Below are 26402 nucleotides of genomic sequence, written 5' to 3' on the forward strand. Positions count from 1 at the left end.
CGATGGCGGACGGCGCCGGATACAGCGGAGCAAGCGATCAGGACCTCCTTGCCCGCCATGTGGAGGGCGACCCGGAGGCCTTCGGTGAGCTTGTGCGGCGTCACCGCGACCGGCTGTGGGCGGTGGCGCTGCGGACTCTGGGAGACCGTGAGGAGGCCGCGGACGCCGTCCAGGACGCTCTCGTCTCCGCCTATCGCGCCGCCCACACCTTCCGCGGCCAGTCGGCCGTCACGACGTGGCTGCACCGCATCACGGTGAACGCCTGCCTCGACCGCGCGCGAAAGGCAGCCTCGCGGAAGACTTCTCCCGTCGACGACACGGAACGCCTGGAGCAACTCCTGGATCCGCACGAGTCGGCCTCCGCGCCGGCCGAACGCAACGATCTGCACCGTGAACTCCTCGAGGCCCTCGGCACACTCCCGCCCGATCAGCGGGCCGCACTCGTCCTGGTGGACATGCAGGGCTATCCGGTGGCGGAAGCCGCCCGTGTGCTCGACGTGCCGACCGGCACGGTCAAGAGCCGCTGCGCGCGCGGTAGAGCCAGGCTCGTGCCGCTGCTCAGACATCTGCGTACGGACGCCGGAAGTGGCGAAGACAGCAAGAAGTCGGGTGAGGGGCGGAACCGTACGCAGGGGACATCCGTCCCACCCGCAGCGGGAGTACAGGATGCAGGTCCAAGCGATTCAACTGCTGTGAAGGGCGGAGGTGGGCGAGCGTGACATCCACGACCGACACGGCCGGACACCCGGAAGTCACGGAGATCTCCGACCTCACCGAAGGTCTGCTCCCGCCCTCCCGTACGGCAGATGTGCGTCGGCATCTGGAGGACTGCGCGCTCTGTGCCGATGTCTATGCATCGCTGGAGGAGATCCGGGGCATGCTCGGCACGCTGCCGGGCCCGCCGCGCATGCCTGCCGACGTCGCGGAGCGCATCGATGCCGCCCTCGCCGCGGAGGCACTGCTGAATGCCACGGCACCCGACGCCGATGCGACTGACGTCCGGGGGCCCGTTGACGCCTCCCATTCCTTGGCCGGCGAGAGCGACAGCGCGCGTGTTTCACGTGAAACATCGACCGCGGTCGACCGCCCTGCCGGGCACCCTCGCGCCGCCACCGGACCGGGTCGTACGAAGCGCACACGTCGAGGACGTCGCGGGGTCGTCGTCCTCGGTGCCATGTTCACGGCTGCCGCACTCGGACTCGGGGGCCTGCTCCTTCAGTCGATGGGCGACGACACGGGCGGCACTCCAGGATCGGATCGCACCGACTCCGCGAACACATTCACCGACGGGAAGCTGGAGAGCCAGGTTGCGGATCTCCTCTCCAAGAGCGAAGGCAAGGACAGCGGTACTACTCCCAAGGAGGAGTCGCCCTGGGGTTCCGCGTCCAGCCCTGACGAGCCGAGCACTCTGAGGGAACCCAGGATCTCGGTGCCCGAGTGCATCCAGCAGGGCATCGGCCGAAACGAAGCCGCTCTCGCCTTCAAGAAGGGCACTTACGAAGGCACGAAGGCCTATCTCGTGGTGCTGCCCGACGCTTCCAATGCCACACGGGTCACGGCCTACGTCGTCGACTCCGCCTGCGTGGGCAAGTCCTCGACCTCTGCCGGCAAGGTGCTGCTGCAGCAGTCCTACGCGCGTCGCTGATCGACCTTTCACTCCGTCTCCGGCATCCGTACTGTCGCCGTACGGTCACGCGTCGCCGTGTGCCCGGACACAGTGGGAATGCGCGCCCCTTAGGATCCGTTGGGTGGGGTGAGAGTTCTGAGAATGGCTCCCACCGGTCGTACGAAGCAGTCTTCAGAGACGAGGAATCAAGCCGTGAGCGACGTCCGTAACGTGATCATCATCGGCTCCGGGCCCGCCGGCTACACGGCGGCGCTCTACACCGCGCGCGCGTCGCTTAAGCCGCTGGTGTTCGAGGGTGCCGTCACTGCGGGTGGCGCACTGATGAACACCACCGAGGTGGAGAACTTCCCCGGCTTCCAGGACGGCATCATGGGCCCCGAGCTCATGGACAACATGCGGGCGCAGTCCGAGCGCTTCGGTGCCGAGCTGGTTCCGGACGACGTCGTCGCGGTCGACCTCAGCGGTGAGATCAAGACGGTCACGGACACCGCGGGCACCGTGCACCGGGCCAAGTCCGTCATCATCGCCACGGGCTCCCAGCACCGCAAGCTGGGTCTGCCCAACGAGGACGCGCTTTCCGGACGCGGCGTCTCCTGGTGCGCGACCTGTGACGGCTTCTTCTTCAAGGGCCAGGACATTGCCGTGATCGGCGGCGGCGACACCGCGATGGAGGAAGCCACCTTCCTCTCCCGGTTCGCCAAGTCCGTGACGGTGGTCCACCGCCGCGACACCCTGCGCGCCTCGAAGGCGATGCAGGAGCGTGCCTTCGCCGACTCGAAGATCAAATTCGTCTGGGACAGTGAGGTCGCCGAGATCCAGGGCGACCAGAAGCTCTCCGGCCTGAAGCTGCGCAACGTGAAGACGGGCGAGCTCTCCGAGCTGCCCGTGACGGGCCTGTTCATCGCCATCGGCCACGACCCACGCACGGAGCTCTTCAAGGGCCAGCTCGACTTGGACGACGAGGGCTACCTCAAGGTCGATGCGCCCTCGACCCGGACGAACATCGCGGGTGTCTTCGCGTCCGGTGACGTCGTGGACCACACCTACCGACAGGCGATCACTGCGGCCGGCACCGGCTGCTCCGCCGCCCTCGACGCCGAGCGCTTCCTCGCCGCCCTCGCGGACGGTGAGGCTGCGGTCGCCGAGCCCGAGAAGACCACTGTCTGACCTCCGACCGCCCCACCGACCGCACCAACCAGTTAAGGAGCCCGCCGTGGCCGGCACTCTGAAGCATGTGACCGACGATTCCTTCGAGCAGGATGTTCTCAAGAGCGACAAGCCCGTTCTGGTGGACTTCTGGGCTGCCTGGTGCGGTCCGTGCCGTCAGATCGCGCCGTCACTCGAAGCGATCGCTGCCGAGTACGGCGACAAGATCGAGGTCGTCAAGCTCAACATCGACGAGAACCCGGGTACGGCCGCCAAGTACGGCGTCATGTCCATCCCGACCCTGAACGTCTACCAGGGTGGCGAGGTCGCCAAGACCATCGTCGGCGCGAAGCCGAAGGCCGCGATCGTGCGGGACCTTGAGGACTTCATCGCCGAGTAGTCGGGCGATGCCGCTGCACAGACGCGGCGTTGTTTCACGTGAAACACGAAGGGGCCAACCCGGAGGGGTTGGCCCCTTCGCATGCGAGGCGAACACCACGGCCGTCCGCTGAACACCAGAGGCCCTCGCTACAGCGGCCGCAGAGCCGGCTCCTTCTGCACAGCGCCCAGGAGCCGGTCAAGCGCCATCTCCACGTCTTCTTTCCACGAGAGCGTGGTCCGCAGCTCCAGCCGCAGCCTCGGGTACGTCGGATGGGGCCGGACCGTCTTGAAGCCCACCGCCGTCAGATGGTCGGCAGGAAGGACACAGGCCGGTTCCTTCCACCGGGCGTCCCCGAAGGCCTCGATCGCCTTGAAGCCCCGCCGCAGCAGATCCTTGGCAACCGTCTGGACCATCACACGCCCGAGCCCCTGCCCCTGATAGCCCGGCATGATGAAAGCCGTCATCAGCTGGACAGCGTCAGGAGAGACCGGGCTAGTGGGGAAAGCCGTGGAGCGCGGCACATAGGCGGGCGGCGCGTAGAGAACGAACCCCACCGGCACGTCGTCCACGTAGACGACCCGGCCGCAGGATCCCCACTCCAACAGGACGGCGGAGATCCATGCCTCTTTCTCCAGCTCGGGTGTACCTGCTTTTACCGCGGCTTCACCGCTGACTGGGTCCAACTCCCAGAAGACACACGCGCGACAGCGCTTGGGAAGGTCCTGGAGGTTGTCCAGCGTGAGCGGTACGAGCCGACGCCCCATGAAGGCAGTTCCTCGCTTCCTTCGCCCGCGGCATCACGAGCGGCTGTCAGAGCGCCCCGTTCCCTGAGCAGGCTGCCGACGAACCCGCCGACCGCGCCAAGCCCCAGGCCCGCGCTCACCAGTCCGGTGCGGCTCATCGTCCGCATGGCCCCCGCCTCCCCACAGAAGGTGCTGCCCGGTGGATGCGCCCTACCCGAACGCAATCGTATCCACGATGAGATTCCATCGATACCGCCAGAAAGCAAAGAGCGGGCCGTGTTCCGGTACACACCGGACACGGCCCCGCTCTTATGGTTGGACGATCGAAATCGTGCCCATCCCTTGAGGCTCAGCCCTCGGAGTCCGAGGACTCCTCGGAGTCGTCGTCCAAGAGGCTCTTCTGCAGGACCGGCCCCTCACCCGGGGCCAGCGAGCCGAGGATCCGCTCCAGATCGTCTATCGAGGCGAACTCGACGGTGATCTTGCCCTTCTTCTGACCGAGGTCGACCTTCACGCGGGTCTCGAAGCGGTCCGAAAGGCGCGTGGCGAGGTCGGTCAGCGCCGGAGAGAGCCGCGTACCGGCACGCGGCCCCTTGGAGCGCGGAGTGGACTTCGGCCGCGATCCCATAAGGGTCACGATCTCCTCGACGGCCCGCACCGAGAGCCCCTCGGCCACGATGCGATGAGCCAGCCTGTCCTGCTCCTCCGAGTCGTCGACGGAGAGCAGAGCTCGCGCATGACCGGCGGAGAGCACGCCCGCGGCGACACGACGCTGGACCGCGGGCGAGAGCTTCAGCAGACGCAAGGTGTTGGAGACCTGTGGACGAGACCGGCCGATCCGGTCCGCCAGCTGGTCGTGCGTGCAGTTGAAGTCCTTCAGAAGCTGATCGTAGGCGGCCGCCTCTTCGAGAGGGTTCAGCTGAGCGCGGTGCAGGTTCTCCAGGAGTGCGTCCAGGAGAAGCTTCTCGTCCTCCGTGGCCCGCACGATCGCCGGAATGGCTTCGAGCCCCGCCTCACGGCAAGCCCGCCAGCGTCGCTCGCCCATGATGAGCTCGTAGCGCCCCGGACCCAACTGCCGTACGACGACGGGCTGGAGAAGCCCGACCTCCTTGATGGAGGTGACGAGCTCTGCCAGAGCGTCCTCGTCGAACACCTCACGGGGCTGACGCGGGTTCGGCGAGATGGAGTCGAGGGGCAGCTCGGCGAAGTGCGCCCCGACGGGAGCCGCCGGCGCCTCCGCGAAACCGTTCGCCGACGGCTCCTCGGTTTCATGTGAAACATTGCCCGGCGGAAGCGTGGCCACCTTGGCCGCCGCCACCCCGCGCTCCGCGGTGAGTATGGGCACGGTGGTCGGCGAGGTCGGCACTCCGCCTGCCGCCGGGGGCGCCGTCTTCTCCCCCGTCGGGGCAGCAGGGATCAGTGCGCCGAGACCACGGCCCAACCCCCTCCGTCGCTCGCTCACTGGATCCCCTCCACCATGCTCTGATCGTTGTGTGCGCCCAAGTGGGCATTCTGAGCGTCATACGTCACTCCGACGCCGCGCAACGCGATTTCCCGTGCCGCCTCAAGATAAGACAGGGCACCGCTTGACCCCGGATCGTAGGTCAGCACCGTCTGCCCGTAGCTCGGCGCCTCGGAGATGCGGACAGAGCGCGGAATGCTCGTCCGCAGCACCTCTTCGCCGAAGTGGCTGCGCACCTCGTCCGCGACCTGGGACGCCAGTCGGGTCCGGCCGTCGTACATGGTGAGCAGGATCGTCGATACGTGCAGGGAGGGGTTGAGGTGCCCCCGCACCAGGTCGACGTTCCGCAGCAGCTGGCCCAGACCCTCCAGTGCGTAGTACTCGCACTGGATGGGGATGAGGACCTCCGCACCGGCAACCAATGCGTTGACCGTCAGCAGACCCAGCGATGGCGGGCAGTCGATGAGGATGTAGTCCAGCGGCTGCTCGTACGACTGGATCGCTCGCTGCAACCGGCTCTCCCGTGCCACCAAAGAGACCAGCTCGATCTCCGCACCGGCGAGATCGATAGTTGCCGGGGCACAGAAGAGACCCTCGACATCAGGGACCGGCTGCACGACCTCGGAGAGGGGCTTGCTCTCGACCAAGACGTCGTAGATGGACGGGACTTCGGCGTGATGGTCTATACCCAGCGCGGTGGACGCGTTGCCCTGAGGGTCGAGGTCGATCACCAGGACCCGCCCACCGTGCAGGGCGAGCGAAGCGGCAAGGTTGACCGTCGTCGTGGTCTTACCCACTCCACCCTTCTGGTTGGCGACGACCATCACACGGGTCTGCTCGGGCCGTGGCAGGCCCTCGCCGGCGCGGCCTAGAGCCTCCACCGCAAGTTGGGCAGCACGACCGATGGGAGTGTCGTCCATCGGGGGCGGTGTTTCACGTGAAACATCGTCCCCGATCGACTCGGTACGGGGACCGGGGACCGGATCGGTCATCGGTCCCGCGATGTTGGCGTCGGACCGCAAGGATTCACTCTCCTCGACTTCAGGCTCGCAATGAACAGAGCCTCCCATGTCTTCGGGGTCGTGAACCAGCGAGGCCCGTTGTTCTGTGGAGAAATCCACCTCTGTGGACAACTCCGTGCCCTCTCCGGGGGACCTGTTGTCGCCAGGAGAGGGTTTCCCTCTGAGGGATCCAAGGGGATTGCGGTCGCGGGGTTCGGCCGCAGCCCGGCCGCGACTGATGATGCCGTGCAACAGTGAGCGACGTTTCACGTGAAACACGATGCACAGCGTCTTCGACGACGCCCGCGCGACACTCCGGCACGCGTAGTTTTGACAGCTTGTGTGGAGTACGTCTCGTCGTCAGGACGGATCAGCGACGACGCCGCGCCCGTCCCGTCCGTGCCGCCTTGGCCCGCTTGGCCGCGAAGCGCACCCCGCCAGGGCTCTCCCCGACCTCGACCCTCACCACAGTGGAAAGCGGACTCACCACTCCCTCACCGACGTGGAGCACGGAGGTCTTCACGGCGCCGAGCTTGCTCAGGGCGGCCCCGGCGCTCTTGACCTCTTCCTCCGCGGTGTCGCCCTTGAGCAGGAGCATCTCTCCGTATGGGCGCAGCAGCGGCACGCCCCATGCCGCGAGGCGGTCCAAGGGCGCCACGGCCCGTGCCGTCACCACATGGACCGGCGGCAGCTTGCCCAGGACCTCCTCGGCGCGGCCGCGGACGACGGTGACATGGTCAAGGCCGAGCAACTCGACGACCTCGGTCAGAAAGTTCGTACGCCTCAGCAGCGGTTCGAGCAGCGTGATCTTCAAGTCCGGGCGGACAAGGGCCAGCGGGACACCGGGCAGCCCGGCACCGGAGCCGACATCGCACACTGTCACGCTCTCGGGCACAACCTCCGAGAGCACCGCGCAGTTCAGCAGGTGCCGCTCCCAGAGGCGGGGCACTTCGCGGGGGCCGATCAGACCGCGCCGTACTCCCGCGTCCGCCAGCAGTTCCGCGTACCGGACCGCGTCTGCGAAGCGATCGCCGAATACCGCCTGGGCCTGCTCAGGCGCAGGGGGGAGCTCCGCTGCCTCCGTCACGGGGAACCGTCCTTCCGTACCGCTAAGCGCACTGAGCGCTGATCACCAGGGCCACGAGGCACCAACAGGGACTATCAGGCTGACAAAGCGCGGCCCCGCCTGCGCAACAGACGGGGCCGGAGAAACGTACGTACCGATTCAGGCGGGAAGCACAACGACGAAACGCTGCGGCTCCTCGCCCTCGGACTCGCTGCGCAGGCCCGCGGCCTTGACCGCGTCGTGCACGACCTTGCGCTCGAAGGGCGTCATCGGCTTCAGCTTCACTGCCTCGCCGGAGCTCCTGACCTCGGCCGCGGCCTTGGCACCCAGCTCCGAGAGTTCCTCGCGCTTCTTGGCGCGGTAACCCGCGATGTCCAGCATCAGCCGGCTGCGCTCCCCGGTCTCCCGGTGAACGGCCAGCCGCGTGAGCTCCTGAAGCGCCTCCAGCACCTCGCCGTCACGGCCGACCAGCTTCTGCAGATCCCGGCTGGCCGTGTCGCTGATGATCGAGACAGCGGCGCGATCGGCCTCGACATCCATGTCGATGTCGCCGTCGAGGTCGGCGATGTCCAGCAGACCCTCGAGGTAGTCCGCCGCGATCTCACCCTCCTGCTCCAGGCGGGTCAGGGTGTCGCCACCCTCGGAGGCGGCGGAGGTGGTGCCTTCCATCACGGGATGGACTCCTTCTTACTTCTTGGAGGGGGACTTGGGCCGCTGCGGGCCCTTGCGTCCGGACTGGGCCTTGCTGCGTGTGCCGCCCGAGGCGGACTTGCCACCGGAGGCAGGCTTGCCGCCGCCGGACGCGGACTTGCCGCCCGCCGGCTTGGCGTCCTGCGGCCCGTCGGACTTGCTCAGGGAGGTCTTCGCCCCAGAGTCACCCGTCGCCTTGGCGCCACTGGCACTGCCCTGGGTGCCGCCCGACTGCCGCCGGGACTTGCTCTGCCGCTTGGGCTGCTGGCGCTTGGGAGCGCCGGTCGCCGGAGTACCGTCCTCGGTCTCGGCGACGGCCGCGACCTCGCTCTTCGTCACGGTGCCGTCGGACTGGGCCGCGAGGCCCTCCTTGCTCAGACCGTTGATGAACTTGCGCTCGTACTCGTTGCGGTCACGGCCCTTGGCCACGATGGCCTTGACGATGGCCTTCTCACCGCGGCCGCGTGTCTTGCCGTGGTGCGTCACGCGCTTGTGCAGACGCTCCAGGTAGGAGGCCTGGGCCTTGGAACCCGGGGTCGGGTTGTTGTGGATCACGTACATCTGCTGGCCCATGGTCCACACGTTGGTGGTCAGCCAGTAGACGAGGACACCGACGGGGAAGTTGATGCCGAAGACGGCGAACATGATGGGGAAGACGTACATCAGCATCTTCTGCTGCTGCATGAACGGCGTCTTCACCGTGGTGTCGACGTTCTTCGTCATCAGCTGGCGCTGCGTGTAGAACTGCGACGCCGACATCAGGACGATCATGACTGCGGTGACGACACGGACGCTGGTCAGCGAGGCGTCGAGCGCCGTGACGTCCGCAGAGCTGTCGGTGAACTTCGCGGCCAACGGGGCACCGAAGATGTGCGCCTGCTGCGCACTCTCCAGTAGGCGCGTGTTGATCACACCGACGGTGTCGTTGTTCGCGATGCTGTTGAGCACGTGGTACAGAGCGAAGAAGAACGGCGACTGCGCCAGGATGGGAAGGCACGAGGAGAGCGGGTTGGTACCCGTCTCCTTGTACAGCTTCATCATCTCTTCGGACTGACGCTGCTTGTCGTTCTTGTAGCGCTCCTGGATCTTCTTCATCTCGGGCTGCAGCGTCTGCATCGCCCGAGTCGCCTTGATCTGCTTCACGAAGAGCGGGATCAGACAGATACGGATCAGGATCACCAGGGACACGATGGACAGGCCCCAGGCCCAGCCGGTGTCATCGCCGAAGAGGGCGCCGTACACCGAGTGGAACTGGACGATGACCCAGGAAACGGGTGTCGTGATGAAGCTGAAAATACTGGCAATCGTGTCCACTAATCAGGCTCCTTGAGCATGGGACGGGGTCTCGGCGGCCGGGCTCGAAGGGTGGTCGGACATACCATGCCTCTCGGTGGCCGGTTCGGCGGCGGAGTTCCCGCCCTTGCGTGCACGCCAGGTGTTACGCAACATTTCGTGCCACCGCGGACGCTTGCGCGGCGGGACGTGGTCCACACCACCAAGCGACCACGGATTGCACCGCAGAATGCGCCAGGCAGTGAGTGCCGTTCCCTTGATCGCACCGTGGCGGTCGATGGCCTGGTACCCGTAGTGCGAACACGACGGGTAGTACTTGCACACCGGCCCGAGCAGCGGGCTGATGGTCCACTGGTACAGCTTGATGAGAGCCAGCAGTGGGTACTTCATCGCGCGCCCCCTCCCAGTAGCCGCTGCAGCGCGGCATCCAGGTCTCGGGCCAGCTGTGCATGGTCGGCGTCACCCGCACCGGGCAGCGCTCGTACGACTACCAGGCTACCGGGGGGCAGCAGGGCCACTCGATCGCGCATCAGATGACGAAGTCTGCGCTTCACCTTGTTGCGGACGACCGCGCCGCCCACCGCCTTGCTGACAACGAAACCCGCACGCGACGGGGGAGCGCTCTCCCCAGGCGCGTGCGGGTCCATTGCACCACTACGCAGGTGGACGACGAGAAGCGGGCGTCCGGCCCGGCGTCCCCGGCGTACCGCGATCGCGAAGTCCTCGCGCCGCCTCAGCCGATTCTCGGTAGGCAGCACGTCATGACCTGTGCTGCGAGATCAGGCGGACAGGCGGGCGCGACCCTTGCCACGGCGGGTCGCGAGAATCGCGCGGCCGGCACGGGTGCGCATACGCAGCCGGAAGCCGTGGGTCTTGGCGCGACGACGGTTGTTCGGCTGGAAGGTGCGCTTGCTCACTCGGGGGCTCCAGAAAGAATCGGTAGTTGCGGGGTGCCGTCATGGCTGTCACCGTGCGCCCACGAGTAGCTCGCTTACGCCCGAGTGCACCGCTTCCCGATCACTCGACGTGATCTATGCCCATCGGAGGCAGGCGGCAGCAGCCATCGACAACTCGACCTGGTTACGGTACGCGCGGCTACGCCATCCGGTCAAACCGGCGGCGGGCAGGAGAGACTATCCACAGGCTGGGGACAACAACTTGAACCGCACCCGTCGCCCTGACTACCGTGGCCGGACTTCGATTCGTTCCGTTCCCCCTGACCCATCTGATTCGTTCGCGCCGCCCCAGCTGCTTCGTTTCACCCGCCCGACCGCTTCGTTCCGCCCACCCACCCGAGTGACATACCGACCCGTCCCGAGAACCACACGTTCGAGGGACCCGTGAGAGAGCGTGCCCTGTGGCTGACGTGCCTGCCGATCTTGCCGCAGTGTGGCCACGAGTACTGGAACAACTCCTCGGTGAGGGCCGAGGGCAAGGTGTCGAGGCGAAGGACGAGCACTGGATCAAACGCTGCCAGCCCCTCGCGCTGGTCGCGGACACAGCGCTGCTCGCGGTTCCCAACGAATTCGCGAAGGGCGTGCTCGAAGGGCGCCTGGCGCCGATCGTCAGTGACACGCTGAGCCGCGAGTGCGGCCGCCCGATCCGTATCGCGATCACCGTCGACGACTCCGCCGGTGAACCTCCGGCCCCGCCGGCACCCCCCGCCCAGCGCCAGCCGCGCTACGAGGAATCGGAGCTCCCCGCCCCACAGGGCGGCCGGGACGGGTACGAGGGCTACGGCCGCCACCGCGCGGACGACCGACAGCACGACCGCAACCACGACCACCCCCAGGGCCGCCCCGACCAGCTACCGACCGCCCGCCCTGCGTATCCCGACTACCAGCAGCGCCCCGAGCCGGGCACCTGGCCGCGCCCCTCGCAGGGGGACGACTACGGCTGGCAGCAACAGCGGCTCGGCTTCCCGGAACGGGACCCGTACGCGACACCCCCGCAGGACTACCGGCCGCAGTCCCTGGAACGCCCGCCCTACGAGCAGCAGCGGCCCGACTACGACCAACAGCGACCCGACTACGACCAGCCGCGCTCCGACTACGACCGGCGGCCGGACCGCCGCGACCTGCCCGAGCAGCAGCCGCCCTCCGGAACCGGTCACGTCCACCGCGGCGGCCCCGTCGGCTCGGCCCTGCCCGCCCCCAGCGGCGCACCCGGCCCGCTGGCCGCACAGCCGGCGCCAGCCACGGGCCCGGGCGAGCCCACCGCACGCCTGAACCCGAAGTACCTCTTCGACACCTTCGTCATCGGTGCCTCGAACCGTTTCGCGCACGCGGCCGCGGTCGCCGTCGCCGAGGCACCCGCGAAGGCCTATAACCCCCTCTTCATCTACGGGGAGTCGGGTCTCGGCAAGACGCACCTGCTGCACGCGATCGGGCACTACGCCCGCAGCCTCTATCCCGGCACGCGCGTGCGCTACGTGAGCTCGGAGGAGTTCACGAACGAGTTCATCAACTCCATCCGCGACGGCAAGGGCGACAGCTTCCGCAAGCGGTACCGGGAGATGGACATCCTGCTGGTCGACGACATCCAGTTCCTCGCGGACAAGGAGTCGACGCAGGAGGAGTTCTTCCACACCTTCAACACGCTCCACAACGCGAACAAGCAGATCGTGCTGTCCTCGGACCGGCCGCCCAAGCAGCTGGTGACCCTGGAGGACCGGCTGCGGAACCGTTTCGAGTGGGGGCTGATCACGGACGTCCAGCCGCCCGAGCTGGAGACACGTATCGCGATCCTCCGCAAGAAGGCGGTGCAGGAACAGCTCAACGCCCCGCCGGAGGTCCTGGAGTTCATCGCGTCGCGGATCTCGCGGAACATCCGCGAGCTGGAGGGCGCGCTGATCCGCGTGACGGCGTTCGCGTCGCTCAACCGGCAGCCGGTGGACCTCGGCCTCACGGAGATCGTCCTCAAGGATCTGATCCCGGGCGGCGAGAACGCGGCCCCGGAGATCACGGCGACGGCCATCATGGCCGCTACCGCCGACTACTTCGGGCATACGGTCGACGACCTCTGCGGAGCCTCGCGCAGCCGGGTGCTGGTGACCGCGAGACAGATCGCCATGTATCTGTGCCGGGAGCTGACCGACCTGTCGCTGCCGAAGATCGGCGCTCAGTTCGGCGGCCGCGACCACACGACCGTGATGCACGCCGACCGCAAGATCCGCGCGCTGATGGCCGAGCGGCGCTCGATCTACAACCAGGTCACCGAGCTCACGAACCGCATCAAGAACGGCTGACACACACGTCGATACGTCGCTGAGGGCGCCCCGGGACTTTCCCCGAGGGCGCTTTTCGCTGTTCTCGTACGGCTTCTGCCGGGTTCTCGTACGGCCTCCGCAGGCGACCTCCGCCGTCCCGGACCGTGATCCGGGTCGAACCGCGGTCACCCCACGAGCACCCGCTGTTCGAATACCAGCCGCGTTACGGCCACCCTCCACAGATTCCGGGACTTTCCAGCGTCCACACCCTGGGGACCGGGGAGTTGTCCAGATCGTGTCCACAGGCGGTGCTGTTCAAAGACGATCACGCCAGGTCAGCCGACTGTGGATTCGTGGACGGACGATCTCCACAGTCTGTGGACGACGAGAGGATCCACAGGGTGTGCAGGAAGTTGTCCACCGACAGCCCACAGGCTGAGGCCAGTTGTCCCCAGTGATCTCCGGCTTCTCCACATCACTGTCCACTGTTCGGCAACGTGACGTGCTCTCTCACCGTGCCGAGTGAAAGGCGTCACACCAAGGTGTCCGGTTGGGCTGTGGGGAACGTGGGTAAAGCTGGGGACGGCGCTGGGGAGAAGTGCCCCGTGTCTGTGCATCGGGTGTGCAGAACTTTTCCCCGTCCACAGCGCACCCAGGTTGTCCACCGCCGCCGCCCACAGGGCCAGTGGACAAAAAACCTGCTCTGACCTGCGCATACGGGGTTATCCACGGTATCCACAGCCCCTACTACTACTCCCAACTAGAGAGAGCTGGGAATCCGTTTCGAAGTGGGGGCTGTGCACAACTCGCGCTCGGCGCCTCAGGTGCCGCTCGGAACGACTTGACCCCGAGGGGCACCGACTGTCAGTGCGGTGCGTCAGACTGGTCCCCGGTGTCCTCCCCATGAGCGGGCCGAGCGACACCGAGACAGACGACGAAGGCGAAGCAGGGCGAGAGCGCCGGCAACAGACGGAGGCGGCAACGGTGAAGATCCGGGTGGAACGCGACGTACTCGCGGAGGCAGTGGCCTGGGCGGCACGCAGCCTCCCGGCACGACCGCCGGCGCCTGTGCTCGCCGGCCTTCTCCTGAAGGCCGAGGAGGGCGCGCTGAGCCTGTCCAGCTTCGACTACGAGGTCTCGGCGCGCGTCTCCGTGGACGCCGAGATCGACGAGGAAGGCACGGTGCTCGTCTCCGGCCGCCTGCTCGCCGACATCTGCCGTGCCCTGCCCAACCGACCGGTGGAGATTTCCACAGACGGTGTACGGGCGACGGTGGTCTGCGGCTCCTCCCGCTTCACACTCCACACACTGCCTGTGGAGGAGTACCCCGCACTGCCGCAGATGCCGTCGGCCACGGGCACCGTCCCCGGTGAGGTCTTCGCCTCCGCGGCCGCCCAGGTGGCCATCGCCGCCGGTCGCGACGACACGCTGCCCGTCCTCACCGGTGTACGCATCGAGATCGAGGGCGACACGGTCACGCTGGCGTCCACCGACCGCTACCGCTTCGCGGTCCGCGAGTTCCTGTGGAAGCCGGAGAACCCGGAGGCGTCCGCGGTCGCCCTGGTGCCCGCCAAGACTCTCCTGGACACCGCCAAGGCGCTCACGAGCGGCGACAGCGTGATCCTGGCGCTGTCCGGCTCGGGCGCGGGCGAGGGCCTGATCGGCTTCGAGGGCGCGGGGCGGCGTACGACCACGCGCCTGCTGGAGGGCGACCTCCCGAAGTACCGCTCGCTGTTCCCGACGGAGTTCAACTCGATCGCCGTCATCGAGACCGCCCCCTTCGTGGAGGCCGTCAAGCGCGTCGCCCTGGTCGCCGAGCGGAACACCCCGGTGCGGCTCAGCTTCGAGCAGGGCGTGCTGATCCTGGAGGCGGGTTCCAGCGACGACGCACAGGCTGTGGAAAGGGTGGACGCACAGCTGGAGGGTGACGACGTCTCGATCGCCTTCAACCCGACGTTCCTGCTCGACGGCCTGAGCGCCATCGACTCCCCGGTGGCGCAGCTGTCCTTCACGACGTCCACCAAGCCGGCGCTCCTCAGCGGCAAGCCCGCCGTGGACGCGGAGGCGGACGAGGCCTACAAGTACCTGATCATGCCGGTGCGGCTCAGCGGCTGACGAAGACCGCAGGTGGGCGTACGTCTGAGCGGCTATGCCCACAGATGTGCGGGAGCGTCCGGGTTTAGGCTCGGACGCAGGTACGAAAGTGCCCTCACGTCACATCGTCAGTGAAGGAACACCCTGATGGAGCTCGGTCTCGTCGGTCTCGGCAAGATGGGCGGCAACATGCGCGAGCGCATACGCCGCGCAGGCCACACCGTCTTCGGATACGACCGCAATCCGGACCTCGCCGATGTCCACAGCCTCGAGGAGCTTGTGGGCAAGCTCGACGCTCCGCGTGTGGTGTGGGTGATGGTCCCGGCCGGGGCGGCGACCCAGTCCACCATCGACGAGCTCGCCGATCTCCTCGAGCTCGGCGATGTCGTGGTGGACGGCGGGAATTCGCGCTGGACCGACGACGAGAAGCACGCAGGGGAGCTGGCGGCCAAGGGCATCGGCTTCGTCGACTGCGGCGTCTCAGGCGGCGTCTGGGGCCTGGAGAACGGCTATGCGCTGATGTACGGCGGCGACGCCGAGAACATAGCCAAGGTGCGGCCGGTCTTCGACGCGCTCAAGCCGGCGGGTGAGGCGGGCGCCGTGCACGCGGGCAAGGTCGGCGCCGGGCACTTCGCGAAGATGGTCCACAACGGCATCGAGTACGCGATGATGCAGGCCTATGCCGAGGGCTGGGAGCTCCTGCAGGCCGTCGACTCCGTCACCGACGTACGTGAGGTCTTCCGGTCCTGGCAGCAGGGCACGGTCATCCGCTCCTGGCTGCTCGACCTGGCGGTGGGTGCCCTCGACAAGGACGAGCACCTGGAGCAGCTCAAGGGTTATGCACAGGACTCCGGCGAGGGCCGCTGGACTGTGGAAGCCGCCATCGACAACGCGGTACCGCTGCCGGCGATCACCGCGTCGCTCTTCGCGCGGTTCGCGTCCCGGCAGGACGACTCCCCGCAGATGAAGATGATCGCGGCGCTGCGGAACCAGTTTGGCGGCCACGCGGTCGAGAAGAAGTAATCCACACCAACCCCGGGTTCTCCACACCCCGGGGTGACCCGGTTGTCCACAGCAGGGGACAGGCCGGGACCACCGGAAGCACCACGTTGGGGGAGGTCGGCGAACGACCATGCACGTCACGCATCTGTCGCTGGCCGATTTCCGCTCGTACGCCCGGGCAGAGGTCGCGCTCGACCCGGGCGTCACGGCATTCGTGGGCCCCAACGGGCAGGGCAAGACGAACCTCGTCGAGGCGGTCGGCTATCTGGCGACCCTCGGCAGTCACCGCGTCTCCTCCGACGCGCCCCTCGTACGGGTCGGCGCGGACCGCGCGATCATCCGGGCGCAGGTCAGGCAGGGCGAACGTCAGCAGCTCGTCGAGCTGGAGCTGAACCCCGGCAAGGCGAACCGCGCCCGCATCAACAGATCGTCGCAGGTCAGGCCCCGTGACGTACTCGGCATCGTGCGGACCGTGCTGTTCGCCCCCGAGGATCTCGCGCTCGTCAAGGGCGACCCGGGCGAGCGCCGGCGTTTCCTGGACGAGCTGATCACCGCGCGCGCCCCGCGCATGGCGGGCGTGCGCTCCGACTACGACCGCGTACTCAGGCAGCGGAACACGCTCCTGAAGTCGGCCGCGCTGGCCCGCCGTCACGGTGGCCGTTCCATGGACCTGTCCACGCTCGATGTGTGGGACCAGCACCTCGCGCGCGTGGGCGCCGAACTGCTCGCGCAGCGGCTGGATCTGATCGCCACGCTCCAGCCGCTGGCCGACAAGGCGTACGAACAGCTGGCGCCCGGCGGCGGCCCTGTGGCCCTGGATTACAAGCCTTCCTCGCCCGAAATCGTCGGCCACGCGCGCGAGGAGCTGTTTGAACAGCTGATGGCGGCCCTTGCGGACGCCCGCAAGCAGGAGATCGAGCGGGGCGTCACCCTGATCGGCCCGCACAGGGACGAACTGCTGCTCAAACTTGGCCAGATGCCCGCAAAGGGATATGCGTCACACGGCGAGTCCTGGTCGTACGCGCTGGCGCTGCGCCTGGCCTCGTACGACCTTCTGCGGGCGGAGGGGAACGAGCCGGTGCTGGTCCTGGACGACGTGTTCGCCGAGCTGGACACCCGGCGCCGGGAACGCCTCGCCGAGCTGGTCGCGCCCGGTGAGCAGGTCCTGGTGACGGCCGCTGTCGACGACGACGTACCGGCTGTACTGACGGGGACGCGGTACGTGGTGTCGGAGGGCGCGGTGGAGCGCGTATGAGCAAAAACACACCCGAACCGGAGAAGACCTCCCAGACTCCCGAACCGTCCGGAGTCGACCTCGCGCGCGTGGCCCTGCGCGCGGCGAAGGAGCAGGCACGCGCGCGTGGGGACGCGGCACGGGAGAAGAAGCAGGCGCGGCGGGGCGGTCTGCGCTCCGGCGCGCGCGCCGACGGTCGCGACCCGATGGCGCTGGGCGCCGCCATCAACCGGCTGATCACCGAGCGCGGCTGGGAGACTCCGGCCGCCGTGGGCGGCGTCATGGGCCGCTGGCCGGAGATCGTCGGCGACGACCTGGCCAAACACTGCGTACCGGAGAAGTACGACGAGGACGAGCGGGTCCTCGTCGTACGGTGCGATTCCACGGCCTGGGCGACGAATCTGCGCCTCCTCGCCCCGCAGCTGGTGGCCCGCCTGAACGAGGACCTCGGCCACGGCACGGTGAGGCTGATCAAGGTGCTCGGTCCCGGGGGGCCCGCCCGCCGCTTCGGCCCCCTGCGCGCGCCCGGCAGCACAGGCCCCGGGGACACCTACGAGTGAGGCAGACCGGACGGTATGCCGTTCGTAGCGGGGGGTTGACACCCCGAAGCGCTGAGTGCCGTTGTGAGCCGCTTGGAGTCCTGGTCGACGTATGGGGAGTCGGCCGAGTGCGGTTCAGGGCGGCACATGCGGACTCAGGTACCGGCAAACGCCCATCACTGTCGGCGCTACCGGTAGACTGGAGGCTAATCCCGCCCCACTTGTGGGACACACCGAGCAACGCTGACTAAGGCTTACCAACGCAACACGCCGCAGCCGCTCCGGCCATCCGCTGAGAGCTTGGTTTGTGCTGTGCCAGAAAGGGCGCTTCGTGGCCGATTCCGGCAACCCCAACGAGAACATCCCGTCCACCGACGCCGGCGCGAACAACGAGGTCACAGCCTCGTTGTACGACGCCAGTGCCATCACCGTCCTCGAGGGTCTGGACGCGGTCCGCAAGCGACCCGGCATGTACATCGGCTCGACCGGTGAGCGCGGACTGCACCACCTGGTGCAAGAGGTCGTCGACAACTCCGTCGACGAGGCGCTGGCCGGGCACGCGGACACCATCGACGTCACGATCCTCGCCGACGGCGGCGTGCGGGTTGTCGACAACGGTCGTGGCATCCCGGTCGGCATCGTCCCCTCCGAGGGCAAGCCGGCCGTCGAGGTCGTGCTGACGGTCCTGCACGCGGGCGGAAAGTTCGGCGGCGGCGGCTACGCGGTCTCCGGCGGTCTGCACGGCGTGGGTGTCTCCGTCGTGAACGCCCTGTCGACCAAGGTCTCCGTCGAGATCAAGACCGACGGCTATCGCTGGACGCAGGACTACAAGTTGGGGGTCCCGACGGCCCCGCTTGCCAAGCACGAGGCCACGGAAGAGCACGGCACCACGGTCACCTTCTGGGCCGACCCGGACATCTTCGAGTCCATCGAGTACTCCTTCGAGACGCTCTCGCGGCGTTTCCAGGAGATGGCGTTCCTCAACAAGGGGCTGAGGATCAACCTCACCGACGAGCGCGAGTCGGCGAAGGCCACGGCCGGGGCGGACGAGGCGGGCGAGGACGAGAAGCACGAGGTCAAGAGCGTCTCGTACCACTACGAGGGCGGCATCGTCGATTTCGTGAAGTACCTCAACTCCCGCAAGGGAGACGTGGTGCATCCCACCGTGATCGACCTCGAGGCCGAGGACAAGGACAAGAGTCTTTCCCTCGAACTCGCCATGCAGTGGAACAGCGGTTACAGCGAGGGTGTGTACTCCTTCGCCAACATCATCCACACCCATGAGGGCGGTACGCACGAAGAGGGCTTCCGCGCCGCGCTGACGAACCTGATCAACAAGTACGCGCGCGACAAGAAGCTGCTGCGGGAGAAGGACGACAACCTCACGGGCGACGACATCCGCGAGGGACTGACCGCGATCATCTCGGTCAAGCTGAGCGAGCCGCAGTTCGAGGGCCAGACCAAGACCAAGCTGGGCAACACCGAGGTGAAGACCTTCGTCCAGAAGGTCGTCTACGAGCACCTCAACGACTGGCTGGACCGCAACCCGACCGAGGCCGCGGACATCATCCGCAAGGGCATCCAGGCGGCCACCGCGCGCGTGGCGGCCCGCAAGGCACGCGACCTGACGCGCCGCAAGGGCCTTCTGGAGACGGCGTCCCTGCCGGGCAAGCTCTCCGACTGCCAGTCGAACGACCCCACCAAGTGCGAGATCTTCATCGTCGAGGGCGACTCCGCCGGCGGCTCGGCCAAGTCCGGCCGCAACCCGGAGTACCAGGCGATCCTCCCGATCCGAGGCAAGATCCTCAACGTCGAGAAGGCGCGGATCGACAAGATCCTGCAGAACCAGGAGATCCAGGCGCTGATCTCGGCCTTCGGTACCGGAGTCCACGAGGACTTCGACATCGAGAGGCTCCGCTATCACAAGATCATTCTGATGGCGGACGCCGATGTCGACGGCCAGCACATCAACACCCTGCTGCTGACGTTCCTGTTCCGCTTCATGCGGCCGCTGGTCGAGGCGGGCCACGTCTTCCTGTCGCGCCCCCCGCTCTACAAGATCAAGTGGGGCCGGGAGGACTTCGAGTACGCGTACTCGGACCGCGAGCGCGACGCGCTCATCGAGCTGGGCCGCCAGAACGGCAAGCGCATCCGCGAGGACTCGGTCCAGCGCTTCAAGGGTCTCGGTGAGATGAACGCCGAGGAGCTGCGCATCACGACCATGGACCAGGAGCACCGCGTCCTCGGCCAGGTCACGCTCGACGACGCCGCCCAGGCCGACGACCTGTTCTCGGTCCTGATGGGCGAGGACGTCGAGGCGCGCCGCCAGTTCATCCAGCGCAACGCCAAGGACGTCCGCTTCCTCGACATCTGAGTCGGTCTCAGCTGACCGCATCAGGAAGGATCTTCACCAGCAATGACCGACGAGAACATTCCAGTCATCCCTGACGAGGGCCTGGCCATGCGTGTCGAGCCTGTCGGGCTCGAGACGGAGATGCAGCGCTCCTACCTCGACTACGCGATGTCCGTCATCGTGTCGCGCGCGCTGCCCGACGTACGGGACGGTCTCAAGCCCGTCCACCGCCGCGTGCTGTACGCCATGTACGACGGTGGTTACCGGCCCGAGAAGGGCTTCTACAAGTGCGCCCGTGTCGTCGGCGACGTCATGGGCAACTACCACCCGCACGGCGACTCCTCGATCTACGACGCGCTGGTCCGCCTCGCGCAGCCGTGGTCGATGCGGATGCCGCTGGTGGACTCCAACGGCAACTTCGGCTCTCCGGGCAACGACCCCGCGGCCGCCATGCGCTACACCGAGTGCAAGATGGCGCCGCTGTCCATGGAGATGGTCCGCGACATCGACGAGGAGACCGTCGACTTCACGGACAACTACGACGGCCGCTCCCAGGAGCCGACCGTCCTGCCGTCCCGCTTCCCGAACCTGCTGGTCAACGGCTCGGCCGGAATCGCGGTCGGCATGGCCACCAACATCCCGCCGCACAACCTGCGCGAGGTCGCGGCCGGCGCCCAGTGGTACCTGGAGAACCCCGAGGCCTCCCACGAGGAGCTGCTCGACGCCCTGATCGAGCGCATCAAGGGACCCGATTTCCCGAGCGGCGCCCTGGTGGTGGGCCGCAGGGGCATCGAGGAGGCCTACCGCACGGGCCGTGGCTCCATCACGATGCGCGCGGTCGTGGAGGTCGAGGAGATCCAGAACCGCCAGTGCCTGGTGGTCACCGAACTCCCCTACCAGGTCAACCCCGACAACCTCGCGCAGAAGATCGCCGACCTCGTCAAGGACGGCAAGATCGGCGGCATCGCGGACGTACGCGACGAGACCTCGTCCCGTACCGGCCAGCGCCTGGTCATCGTCCTGAAGCGCGACGCCGTCGCCAAGGTCGTACTGAACAACCTCTACAAGCACACGGACCTGCAGACGAACTTCGGCGCCAACATGCTGGCGCTGGTGGACGGCGTGCCGCGCACGCTGTCGCTCGACGCGTTCATCCGCCACTGGGTGGCGCACCAGATCGAGGTCGTCGTCCGGCGTACGAAGTTCCGGCTGCGCAAGGCCGAGGAGCGCGCGCACATCCTGCGTGGCCTCCTGAAGGCCCTGGACGCCATCGACGACGTCATCGCGCTGATCCGGCGCAGTGACACCGTCGAGATCGCTCGCGGGGGCCTGATGGGCCTCCTGGAGATCGACGAGATCCAGGCCAACGCGATCCTCGAGATGCAGCTGCGCCGACTGGCCGCCCTGGAGCGCCAGAAGATCGTCCAGGAGCACGACGAACTCCAGGCGAAGATCACCGAGTACAACGCGATTCTCGCCTCGCCGGTCCGCCAGCGCGGCATCATCAGCGAGGAACTCGCCGCGATCGTCGAGAAGTTCGGCGACGACCGCCGCTCCAAGCTGATTCCCTTCGACGGCGACATGTCCATCGAGGACCTGATCGCCGAAGAGGACATCGTCGTCACCATCACGCGCGGTGGCTACATCAAGCGGACCAAGACCGAGGACTACCGCTCGCAGAAGCGCGGCGGCAAGGGCGTACGCGGCACGAAGCTGAAGCAGGACGACATCGTCGACCACTTCTTCGTGTCGACGACGCACCACTGGCTGCTGTTCTTCACCAACAAGGGCCGCGTCTACCGGGCCAAGGCGTACGAGCTGCCGGATGCCGGCCGGGACGCGCGCGGTCAGCACGTCGCGAACCTCCTCGCCTTCCAGCCGGACGAGGCGATCGCCGAGATCCTCGCGATCCGCGACTACGAAGCGGCGCCTTATCTCGTACTGGCCACCAAGGGGGGTCTTGTTAAGAAGACGCCTCTGAAGGATTACGATTCCCCGCGTTCCGGCGGCGTCATCGCGATCAACCTCCGTGAAACAGAGGCCGGTTCCGACGACGAACTGATCGGTGCTGAGCTGGTTTCGGCAGAGGATGATCTGCTTCTGATCAGCAAGAAGGCACAATCGATCAGGTTTACGGCGACGGATGACGCACTGCGTCCCATGGGCCGCGCCACCTCGGGTGTCAAGGGCATGAGCTTCCGTGAGGGAGACGAGCTCCTCTCGATGAATGTTGTTCGAACGGGTACGTTCGTGTTCACTGCCACCGACGGTGGGTACGCGAAGCGGACGCCCGTCGACGAGTACCGCGTTCAGGGTCGCGGCGGCCTCGGCATCAAGGCCGCCAAGATCGTGGAGGACCGCGGATCGCTCGTCGGCGCGCTGGTGGTCGAGGAGACGGACGAGATCCTCGCCATCACGCTGTCGGGCGGCGTGATTCGTACGCGAGTCAACGAGGTCAGGGAGACGGGCCGTGACACCATGGGCGTCCAACTGATCAACCTGGGCAAGCGCGATGCCGTCGTCGGTATCGCTCGGAACGCCGAGGCCGGTCGCGAGGCCGAGGAGGTCGATGCTGCTGACGTCGACGAATCGGACGAGCCCGACACGGTCGTCGGCACGACGGACGAGGGCGACGAGTCCACGGCCGAGTAGCGCGAGGAGTGAGTTTCATCGTGAGCGGAGCCACGGGCGCCGGATCGACCGGTACGGATACGGAGGGCGGCCGTGGCCCCGCCACGGACGCGAAGGACTCCCATGACTCTCATGGATCCCAGGGGGGACCTGTGACGGACACCCGAGGCGCGCAGACGCCGCAGTACGCGGCGGGTGCGGCCCCCGGCTCGCCGGTGCCTCCGGCTCCCCCGGCTCCCGGTTCGCCGCTGCCGGGAGAGCGGCAGCCCCAGCAGCCCGCTCAGCCGTACCACCCGCCGCAGGCATACCCGTCACAGCCGCCGCCGGCGGCCGATGCCGTCCGCCGGCCGCGCACCGGGGCACGTACGACGCCTCGCACCCGCAAGGCACGCCTGCGCGTGGCCAAGGCCGACCCATGGTCGGTGATGAAGGTCAGCTTCCTGCTCTCCATCGCGCTCGGCATCTGCACGATCGTCGCGGCCGCCGTGCTGTGGATGGTCATGGACGCCATGGGCGTCTTCTCCACTGTGGGCGGCACGATCTCCGAGGCCACAGGCTCGAACGAGTCCAACGGCTTCGACCTGCAGTCCTTCCTGTCGCTGCCGCGCGTGCTCATCTTCACGTCGGTCATCGCGGTCATCGACGTCGTCCTCGCCACCGCGCTCGCCACTCTCGGCGCGTTCATCTACAACCTCTCCGCGGGCTTCGTCGGCGGCATCGAGGTGACGCTCGCGGAGGACGAGTAATCGTCTTCCGAGCCTCTTGACGGTGTGGCCTCATCCTTGTCAGGGATGCACTCAAACGCTGTCAGGGCCGGCGAGAGGCCGCCTCGGATATCGATTTTGGGACTGACCCCGAGGTGCGCTAATCTTCAGAGGTCAGCGCGCGGGACGTACACCGCAGAGCGCGGCGGGGCTATAGCTCAGTTGGTTAGAGCGCATCCCTGATAAGGATGAGGCCACAGGTTCAAATCCTGTTAGCCCCACACTACGAAGACCCCCAACCAGTTGTGGTTGGGGGTCTTGTCGTGTTTTGTGTCCGGTTGTGTACGCAAGTTCGCCCGGACGTGAGGCTTGCCGGTGGTACCCGGGGTCGATCTCAGGTCGTGCACGGGGCGGCGGAGTCCGCCGCCTTCTCCTCGGCAGCGGAGGGTGTGTCCACGTCCGCCGTCGGGCTGTGGCGGCAGCCGGGTGAGGAGCCGTGGGCCTCGGCGCGGATGCGTTGCTTCATCGTGGGAGGCAGCGTGCGGCTGAAGGACCAGGCCCAGGGGGACATCGCGGGGACCGTGGCCGTGGGGCTCGCCTTGGTGTTGCGGGCGGGCTCGGTCTGGGGTACCGCCGCCGCACGGGCTGTCGTGACGAGTCCCAGCGTCGTGCACAGTGCGATGAAGGCGGTGATGACGGCCGTCCACAGCTTCATGACCTTGTTCCTGGCCATGGCCCCTCACTTTCGGGTTGGGCGATTTGCGTACTTTCCTCATGATGTGTATGAGGGGCGCGAAGTGGTGGACCGACGCCCGTGGCGCGTCGATCTTCAGATCAGCACCACCCGAATGGGCCTGAGAGATCCGGAAAGCAGAGGATGGCGGTGAAAGTAACGGAATGTGGTGAGTTGTCACTCTGCGATCGGAGGCGTGTCATCCGGTTCTAAGGCTGTGTGCAGGGCGGGAGTTGGGGTTCGACGCAGGTCACCGATCGGTATCGGTCGGTGTGTATAGTCGGGCGCCAGAAGTCCCCTACGTCAAGGAAAGACGAGGTCGCGCGGTGAAGAAGCTTCTCCTGGTCGCACTGGCCGCCATCGGCGGGCTCCTCGTGTACCGCCAGATCCAGGCGGATCGCGCCGAGCAGGATCTGTGGACGGAGGCGACTGACTCCGTGCCCACGGGTTCGTGAGTACTGACGACAGTCTCAGTACAGACCCCGGCCGCCCTCGCGGTCGGGGTTTTTCGTTGTCTCCATGTCTTCGAGCGGGCTGCGAAACCGCCTCTGGGGGGCCTTGGAACGGTCTTCGGAGGGGCTTTGGAGCGGCGGCCTCCGGAGCGGTCTTGGACCGGCCTCCGGACCGGCCTCCGGAGCGGTCTTCGGAGCGGTCTTCGGCACAGGAAGCGCTTGCGTCGCCGAAGCGGGGATGGCGCGGTGACGGGCGGGGCAGGATGGTCGGGGCTTCGCGGGTGTCAGGGCGCCATGGCGCCGGTCCGCGGGAGCCCGGTGACTGACGATCCGTGGCTACGGCGAGGGGTGGCGCGTGATGGGGCGGCGCACGGTGTGGTGGCGCGGCCGTACGGTCCTGGCCTGCGTGGCGGCGCTGTGCACGGTCGCGGCGCTGCCGGCGCAGGCACAGGGGCAGGTGCGGGACCAGCGGACGGCGGCGGGTACTCCTGATCCGTACGTCTTCGCCGGTGATGCCCAGACGGTCGAGGGCGCGCCCAACGCAGCCGAAGCCGTACGGCTGACCCCGGGCAGGACCTACAAGAGCTCCGTCCGGAACAACGGGAAGCTCTACTACCGCCTCCGGCTCGACAGCGCATCCAACGCCTATGTCTCGGCCACCGCCGTCCCCAGGCTGGGGACGAACGTCACCTACTCGGACGGCATCAAGGTCTCCCTGCAGGACCCCGCAGGCCGCAACTGCTTCTCCGGAGACGCCGACGACGCCCGGTTCGGGCCCACCGAGAGCCCGCGTCCCCTCACGGCCTGGGCGTCGCGCAGGATCGGCCCCGACGGGTACGCCTGCCAGACGGCAGGGACGTACTCCGTGGTCGTCGAGCGCATCAGCGGAGCCGGTTCGTCGGCGGACGACTGGGACCTGGAGCTTCAGTACGTCTCGGAGCCCGTCCTGAAGACGACCGGCCCGAGCACCGCTCCTGAGACGTGGAATTCCGCCTCCCCCGAGGCGATCGGCGGCGCAGCACAGAGCCGTAAGGGCGGCACGAGCTTCAACGAGGCGCGCGGCCTGGAGCAGGGCGTCTGGAAAGACGGCATCCGGGCCGGGCAGACGCTCTTCTACCGGGTCCCGGTCGACTGGGGACAACAGCTCTACGCCACCGCCGAACTGGGCGGCGCCGACGGCGACGGCATCCTGGGCAACGCCCTCGTCATGTCGCTCTACAACCCGGTGCGCGCCTTCGTGGACGACGCCCGTACCGGATACGGCGGCAGGCCGAAGCCGGCCGCTCTGGAGCCGCTGCCCGCGGTCGCGTACGAGAACCGGTACGACGTCGACGACCAGGTCAGCGGGATGCGGTTCGCCGGCTGGTACTACCTCGCGGTACATCTCGGCGCCGACGTGGCCGACAAGTTCGGCGACGGGCCGATCGGACTGACACTGCGTGTGCGGGTGAGCGGTGCGGCCGGCGACAAACCGGTGTACGCGGGGGCGGCCGAGCCACCCGGTGTGTTCGACGTCACGGCGGGGGACAAGGACGCGGCGGAAAGCGGGGCCGCGGCGGCGGACGGGCGTGACGGCGGTGACGGGAACGCCACGATGAAGCTGGTGGCCGCGGGCGGGATCGGCGCGGGCACTGTGCTCGTGTTGGGGCTCGGGGTGTGGACCGTGGTCGCCCGGCGGCGGGCCGCTGGTACGTCGGCGACGACTGTCGGCGCGGCTTCACGGGAGTACGAGCCGCCGCGGGCCCGGTAACTCGACGGCTCCCAGGGCCGGGCCTCACCGGTTCAGATGCGGGTCAGGGCCCAGAACCCGACACAGAAACAGACCAGCGCGAGCAGCAGCACCGGGATCGCCACGTGCGCGGGCGGCCCCGGGCGGCGCAGCGCGCGCCTTCCGCGGCGCCGCGCAACTGGCTGCGGCTCAGACGGAACCCGAACGTCGCGAGCGGTGTATGAAGCAGTAGAGGCGAATGCATGCGACTGCGACGCGGGACTCGGGGCCTGGGGGGAGGACACATGCGTGGGTCCGTAGGACGGAGCGGGGG

At 67.6% G+C, this 26402-nt stretch carries 24 protein-coding genes and 1 tRNA gene; 15 read left to right on the forward strand and 10 right to left on the reverse strand.

Annotated elements, in window-relative coordinates:
- Positions 1-2: 2 nt before the first annotated feature.
- The 4 genes from sigM to trxA all read left to right on the forward strand — a co-directional run bounded on the left by sigM (position 3) and on the right by trxA (position 3173).
- Entirely contained in the window at positions 3-719 is a 717-nt protein-coding gene (sigM, locus tag G5C60_RS14725; protein WP_165259092.1) for an RNA polymerase sigma factor SigM, read from the forward strand.
- Positions 716-1645 carry an anti-sigma factor gene (locus G5C60_RS14730; RefSeq protein WP_165259094.1) on the forward strand — a complete coding sequence of 310 codons (930 nt, stop codon included), beginning with the start codon at positions 716-718 and terminating at the stop codon, positions 1643-1645. The genes sigM and G5C60_RS14730 overlap by 4 nt, the downstream gene beginning before the upstream one ends.
- Before the next feature lie 174 nt (positions 1646-1819).
- The gene (gene trxB / locus G5C60_RS14735) at positions 1820-2794 is read left to right on the forward strand and encodes a thioredoxin-disulfide reductase (RefSeq protein ID WP_165259096.1); all 975 of its coding nucleotides are present in this window, start codon (positions 1820-1822) and stop codon (positions 2792-2794) included.
- A gap of 46 nt (positions 2795-2840) precedes the next feature.
- Positions 2841-3173: a thioredoxin gene (trxA, locus tag G5C60_RS14740; protein ID WP_143641354.1), complete on the forward strand. Its 333-nt coding sequence runs from the start codon at positions 2841-2843 to the stop codon at positions 3171-3173.
- 128 nt (positions 3174-3301) lie between these two features.
- Here the strand turns inward: trxA and G5C60_RS14745 are convergent, their stop codons facing one another.
- The 9 genes from G5C60_RS14745 to rpmH form a co-directional block, all read right to left on the reverse strand.
- Positions 3302-3919 (reverse strand): GNAT family N-acetyltransferase, encoded by a 618-nt coding sequence (locus G5C60_RS14745; protein ID WP_165259099.1) that lies wholly within the window; start codon positions 3917-3919, stop codon positions 3302-3304.
- 328 nt (positions 3920-4247) lie between these two features.
- Complete coding sequence (locus G5C60_RS14750) at positions 4248-5360, reverse strand: ParB/RepB/Spo0J family partition protein (RefSeq protein WP_165259101.1); 1113 nt, start codon at positions 5358-5360, stop codon at positions 4248-4250.
- Positions 5357-6430 carry an AAA family ATPase gene (locus G5C60_RS14755; RefSeq protein WP_165259142.1) on the reverse strand — a complete coding sequence of 358 codons (1074 nt, stop codon included), beginning with the start codon at positions 6428-6430 and terminating at the stop codon, positions 5357-5359. Before G5C60_RS14755 ends, G5C60_RS14750 begins: the two co-directional genes overlap by 4 nt.
- Before the next feature lie 301 nt (positions 6431-6731).
- Positions 6732-7448: a 16S rRNA (guanine(527)-N(7))-methyltransferase RsmG gene (gene rsmG / locus G5C60_RS14760; protein WP_165259103.1), complete on the reverse strand. Its 717-nt coding sequence runs from the start codon at positions 7446-7448 to the stop codon at positions 6732-6734.
- Between the two features lie 138 nt (positions 7449-7586).
- Positions 7587-8099, reverse strand: coding sequence for a R3H domain-containing nucleic acid-binding protein (locus G5C60_RS14765; protein WP_165259106.1), 513 nt, complete (start codon positions 8097-8099; stop codon positions 7587-7589).
- 15 nt (positions 8100-8114) lie between these two features.
- Positions 8115-9431: a membrane protein insertase YidC gene (yidC, locus tag G5C60_RS14770; protein WP_165259108.1), complete on the reverse strand. Its 1317-nt coding sequence runs from the start codon at positions 9429-9431 to the stop codon at positions 8115-8117.
- Between the two features lie 3 nt (positions 9432-9434).
- Positions 9435-9800, reverse strand: coding sequence for a membrane protein insertion efficiency factor YidD (gene yidD / locus G5C60_RS14775; protein WP_165259111.1), 366 nt, complete (start codon positions 9798-9800; stop codon positions 9435-9437).
- Positions 9797-10168 (reverse strand): ribonuclease P protein component, encoded by a 372-nt coding sequence (rnpA, locus tag G5C60_RS14780; RefSeq protein WP_165259113.1) that lies wholly within the window; start codon positions 10166-10168, stop codon positions 9797-9799. Before rnpA ends, yidD begins: the two co-directional genes overlap by 4 nt.
- 21 nt (positions 10169-10189) lie before the next feature.
- Positions 10190-10327 (reverse strand): 50S ribosomal protein L34, encoded by a 138-nt coding sequence (rpmH, locus tag G5C60_RS14785; RefSeq protein WP_030354375.1) that lies wholly within the window; start codon positions 10325-10327, stop codon positions 10190-10192.
- A gap of 440 nt (positions 10328-10767) precedes the next feature.
- Between rpmH and dnaA the strand changes: the two genes are divergently transcribed.
- From dnaA to G5C60_RS14830, 9 genes are all read left to right on the forward strand, one after another.
- Positions 10768-12657, forward strand: coding sequence for a chromosomal replication initiator protein DnaA (gene dnaA / locus G5C60_RS14790; protein WP_165259115.1), 1890 nt, complete (start codon positions 10768-10770; stop codon positions 12655-12657).
- Between the two features lie 945 nt (positions 12658-13602).
- Positions 13603-14733, forward strand: a complete 1131-nt coding sequence (gene dnaN / locus G5C60_RS14795) for a DNA polymerase III subunit beta (protein WP_165259156.1) — start codon at positions 13603-13605, stop codon at positions 14731-14733.
- Positions 14734-14859: 126 nt separating this feature from the next.
- Positions 14860-15735, forward strand: coding sequence for a phosphogluconate dehydrogenase (NAD(+)-dependent, decarboxylating) (gene gnd / locus G5C60_RS14800; protein ID WP_165259118.1), 876 nt, complete (start codon positions 14860-14862; stop codon positions 15733-15735).
- Positions 15736-15844: 109 nt separating this feature from the next.
- Positions 15845-16969 carry a DNA replication/repair protein RecF gene (gene recF, locus G5C60_RS14805; RefSeq protein WP_165259120.1) on the forward strand — a complete coding sequence of 375 codons (1125 nt, stop codon included), beginning with the start codon at positions 15845-15847 and terminating at the stop codon, positions 16967-16969.
- Positions 16966-17508 (forward strand): DciA family protein, encoded by a 543-nt coding sequence (locus G5C60_RS14810; protein ID WP_165259122.1) that lies wholly within the window; start codon positions 16966-16968, stop codon positions 17506-17508. The genes recF and G5C60_RS14810 overlap by 4 nt, the downstream gene beginning before the upstream one ends.
- Before the next feature lie 310 nt (positions 17509-17818).
- A complete protein-coding gene (gyrB, locus tag G5C60_RS14815) occupies positions 17819-19861 on the forward strand; it encodes a DNA topoisomerase (ATP-hydrolyzing) subunit B (RefSeq protein WP_338145822.1) in 2043 nt (680 codons plus the stop codon).
- Positions 19862-19903: 42 nt separating this feature from the next.
- On the forward strand, positions 19904-22492 hold the full coding sequence (gene gyrA, locus G5C60_RS14820; RefSeq protein WP_165259127.1) for a DNA gyrase subunit A: 2589 nt from the start codon (positions 19904-19906) through the stop codon (positions 22490-22492).
- Positions 22493-22512: 20 nt separating this feature from the next.
- Positions 22513-23217, forward strand: coding sequence for a DUF3566 domain-containing protein (locus tag G5C60_RS14825; protein ID WP_165259129.1), 705 nt, complete (start codon positions 22513-22515; stop codon positions 23215-23217).
- Positions 23218-23382: 165 nt separating this feature from the next.
- Positions 23383-23456 (forward strand) — tRNA-Ile (locus tag G5C60_RS14830).
- A 113-nt stretch (positions 23457-23569) separates the two neighbouring features.
- Here G5C60_RS14830 and G5C60_RS14835 read toward each other — a convergent pair.
- Positions 23570-23908: a DUF6344 domain-containing protein gene (locus tag G5C60_RS14835; RefSeq protein WP_165259132.1), complete on the reverse strand. Its 339-nt coding sequence runs from the start codon at positions 23906-23908 to the stop codon at positions 23570-23572.
- A gap of 326 nt (positions 23909-24234) precedes the next feature.
- On the opposite strand from G5C60_RS14835, the gene G5C60_RS52045 reads away from it, so the two are divergent.
- Both G5C60_RS52045 and G5C60_RS14845 read left to right on the forward strand, forming a co-directional pair.
- Positions 24235-24363, forward strand: coding sequence for a DLW-39 family protein (locus tag G5C60_RS52045; protein ID WP_003999697.1), 129 nt, complete (start codon positions 24235-24237; stop codon positions 24361-24363).
- 355 nt (positions 24364-24718) lie between these two features.
- Positions 24719-26110 (forward strand): hypothetical protein, encoded by a 1392-nt coding sequence (locus G5C60_RS14845; protein WP_165259138.1) that lies wholly within the window; start codon positions 24719-24721, stop codon positions 26108-26110.
- Positions 26111-26402 lie beyond the last annotated feature (292 nt).

The organism is Streptomyces scabichelini, assembly GCF_011045015.1.
Taxonomy (GTDB): Bacteria; Actinomycetota; Actinomycetes; order Streptomycetales; family Streptomycetaceae; genus Streptomyces; species Streptomyces scabichelini.

What these genes read in the sequence shown, in the direction of transcription:
- sigM (WP_165259092.1), top strand. Translation starts at nt 3, where the DNA reads ATGGCGGACGGCGCCGGATACAGCGGAGCAAGCGATCAGGACCTCCTT.
- G5C60_RS14755 (WP_165259142.1), bottom strand. Translation starts at nt 6,430, where the DNA reads ATGGGAGGCTCTGTTCATTGCGAGCCTGAAGTCGAGGAGAGTGAATCC.
- G5C60_RS14835 (WP_165259132.1), bottom strand. Translation starts at nt 23,908, where the DNA reads ATGGCCAGGAACAAGGTCATGAAGCTGTGGACGGCCGTCATCACCGCC.
- yidD (WP_165259111.1), bottom strand. Translation starts at nt 9,800, where the DNA reads ATGAAGTACCCACTGCTGGCTCTCATCAAGCTGTACCAGTGGACCATC.
- recF (WP_165259120.1), top strand. Translation starts at nt 15,845, where the DNA reads ATGCACGTCACGCATCTGTCGCTGGCCGATTTCCGCTCGTACGCCCGG.
- G5C60_RS14810 (WP_165259122.1), top strand. Translation starts at nt 16,966, where the DNA reads ATGAGCAAAAACACACCCGAACCGGAGAAGACCTCCCAGACTCCCGAA.
- gyrA (WP_165259127.1), top strand. Translation starts at nt 19,904, where the DNA reads ATGACCGACGAGAACATTCCAGTCATCCCTGACGAGGGCCTGGCCATG.
- gnd (WP_165259118.1), top strand. Translation starts at nt 14,860, where the DNA reads ATGGAGCTCGGTCTCGTCGGTCTCGGCAAGATGGGCGGCAACATGCGC.
- G5C60_RS14745 (WP_165259099.1), bottom strand. Translation starts at nt 3,919, where the DNA reads ATGGGGCGTCGGCTCGTACCGCTCACGCTGGACAACCTCCAGGACCTT.
- G5C60_RS14845 (WP_165259138.1), top strand. Translation starts at nt 24,719, where the DNA reads ATGGGGCGGCGCACGGTGTGGTGGCGCGGCCGTACGGTCCTGGCCTGC.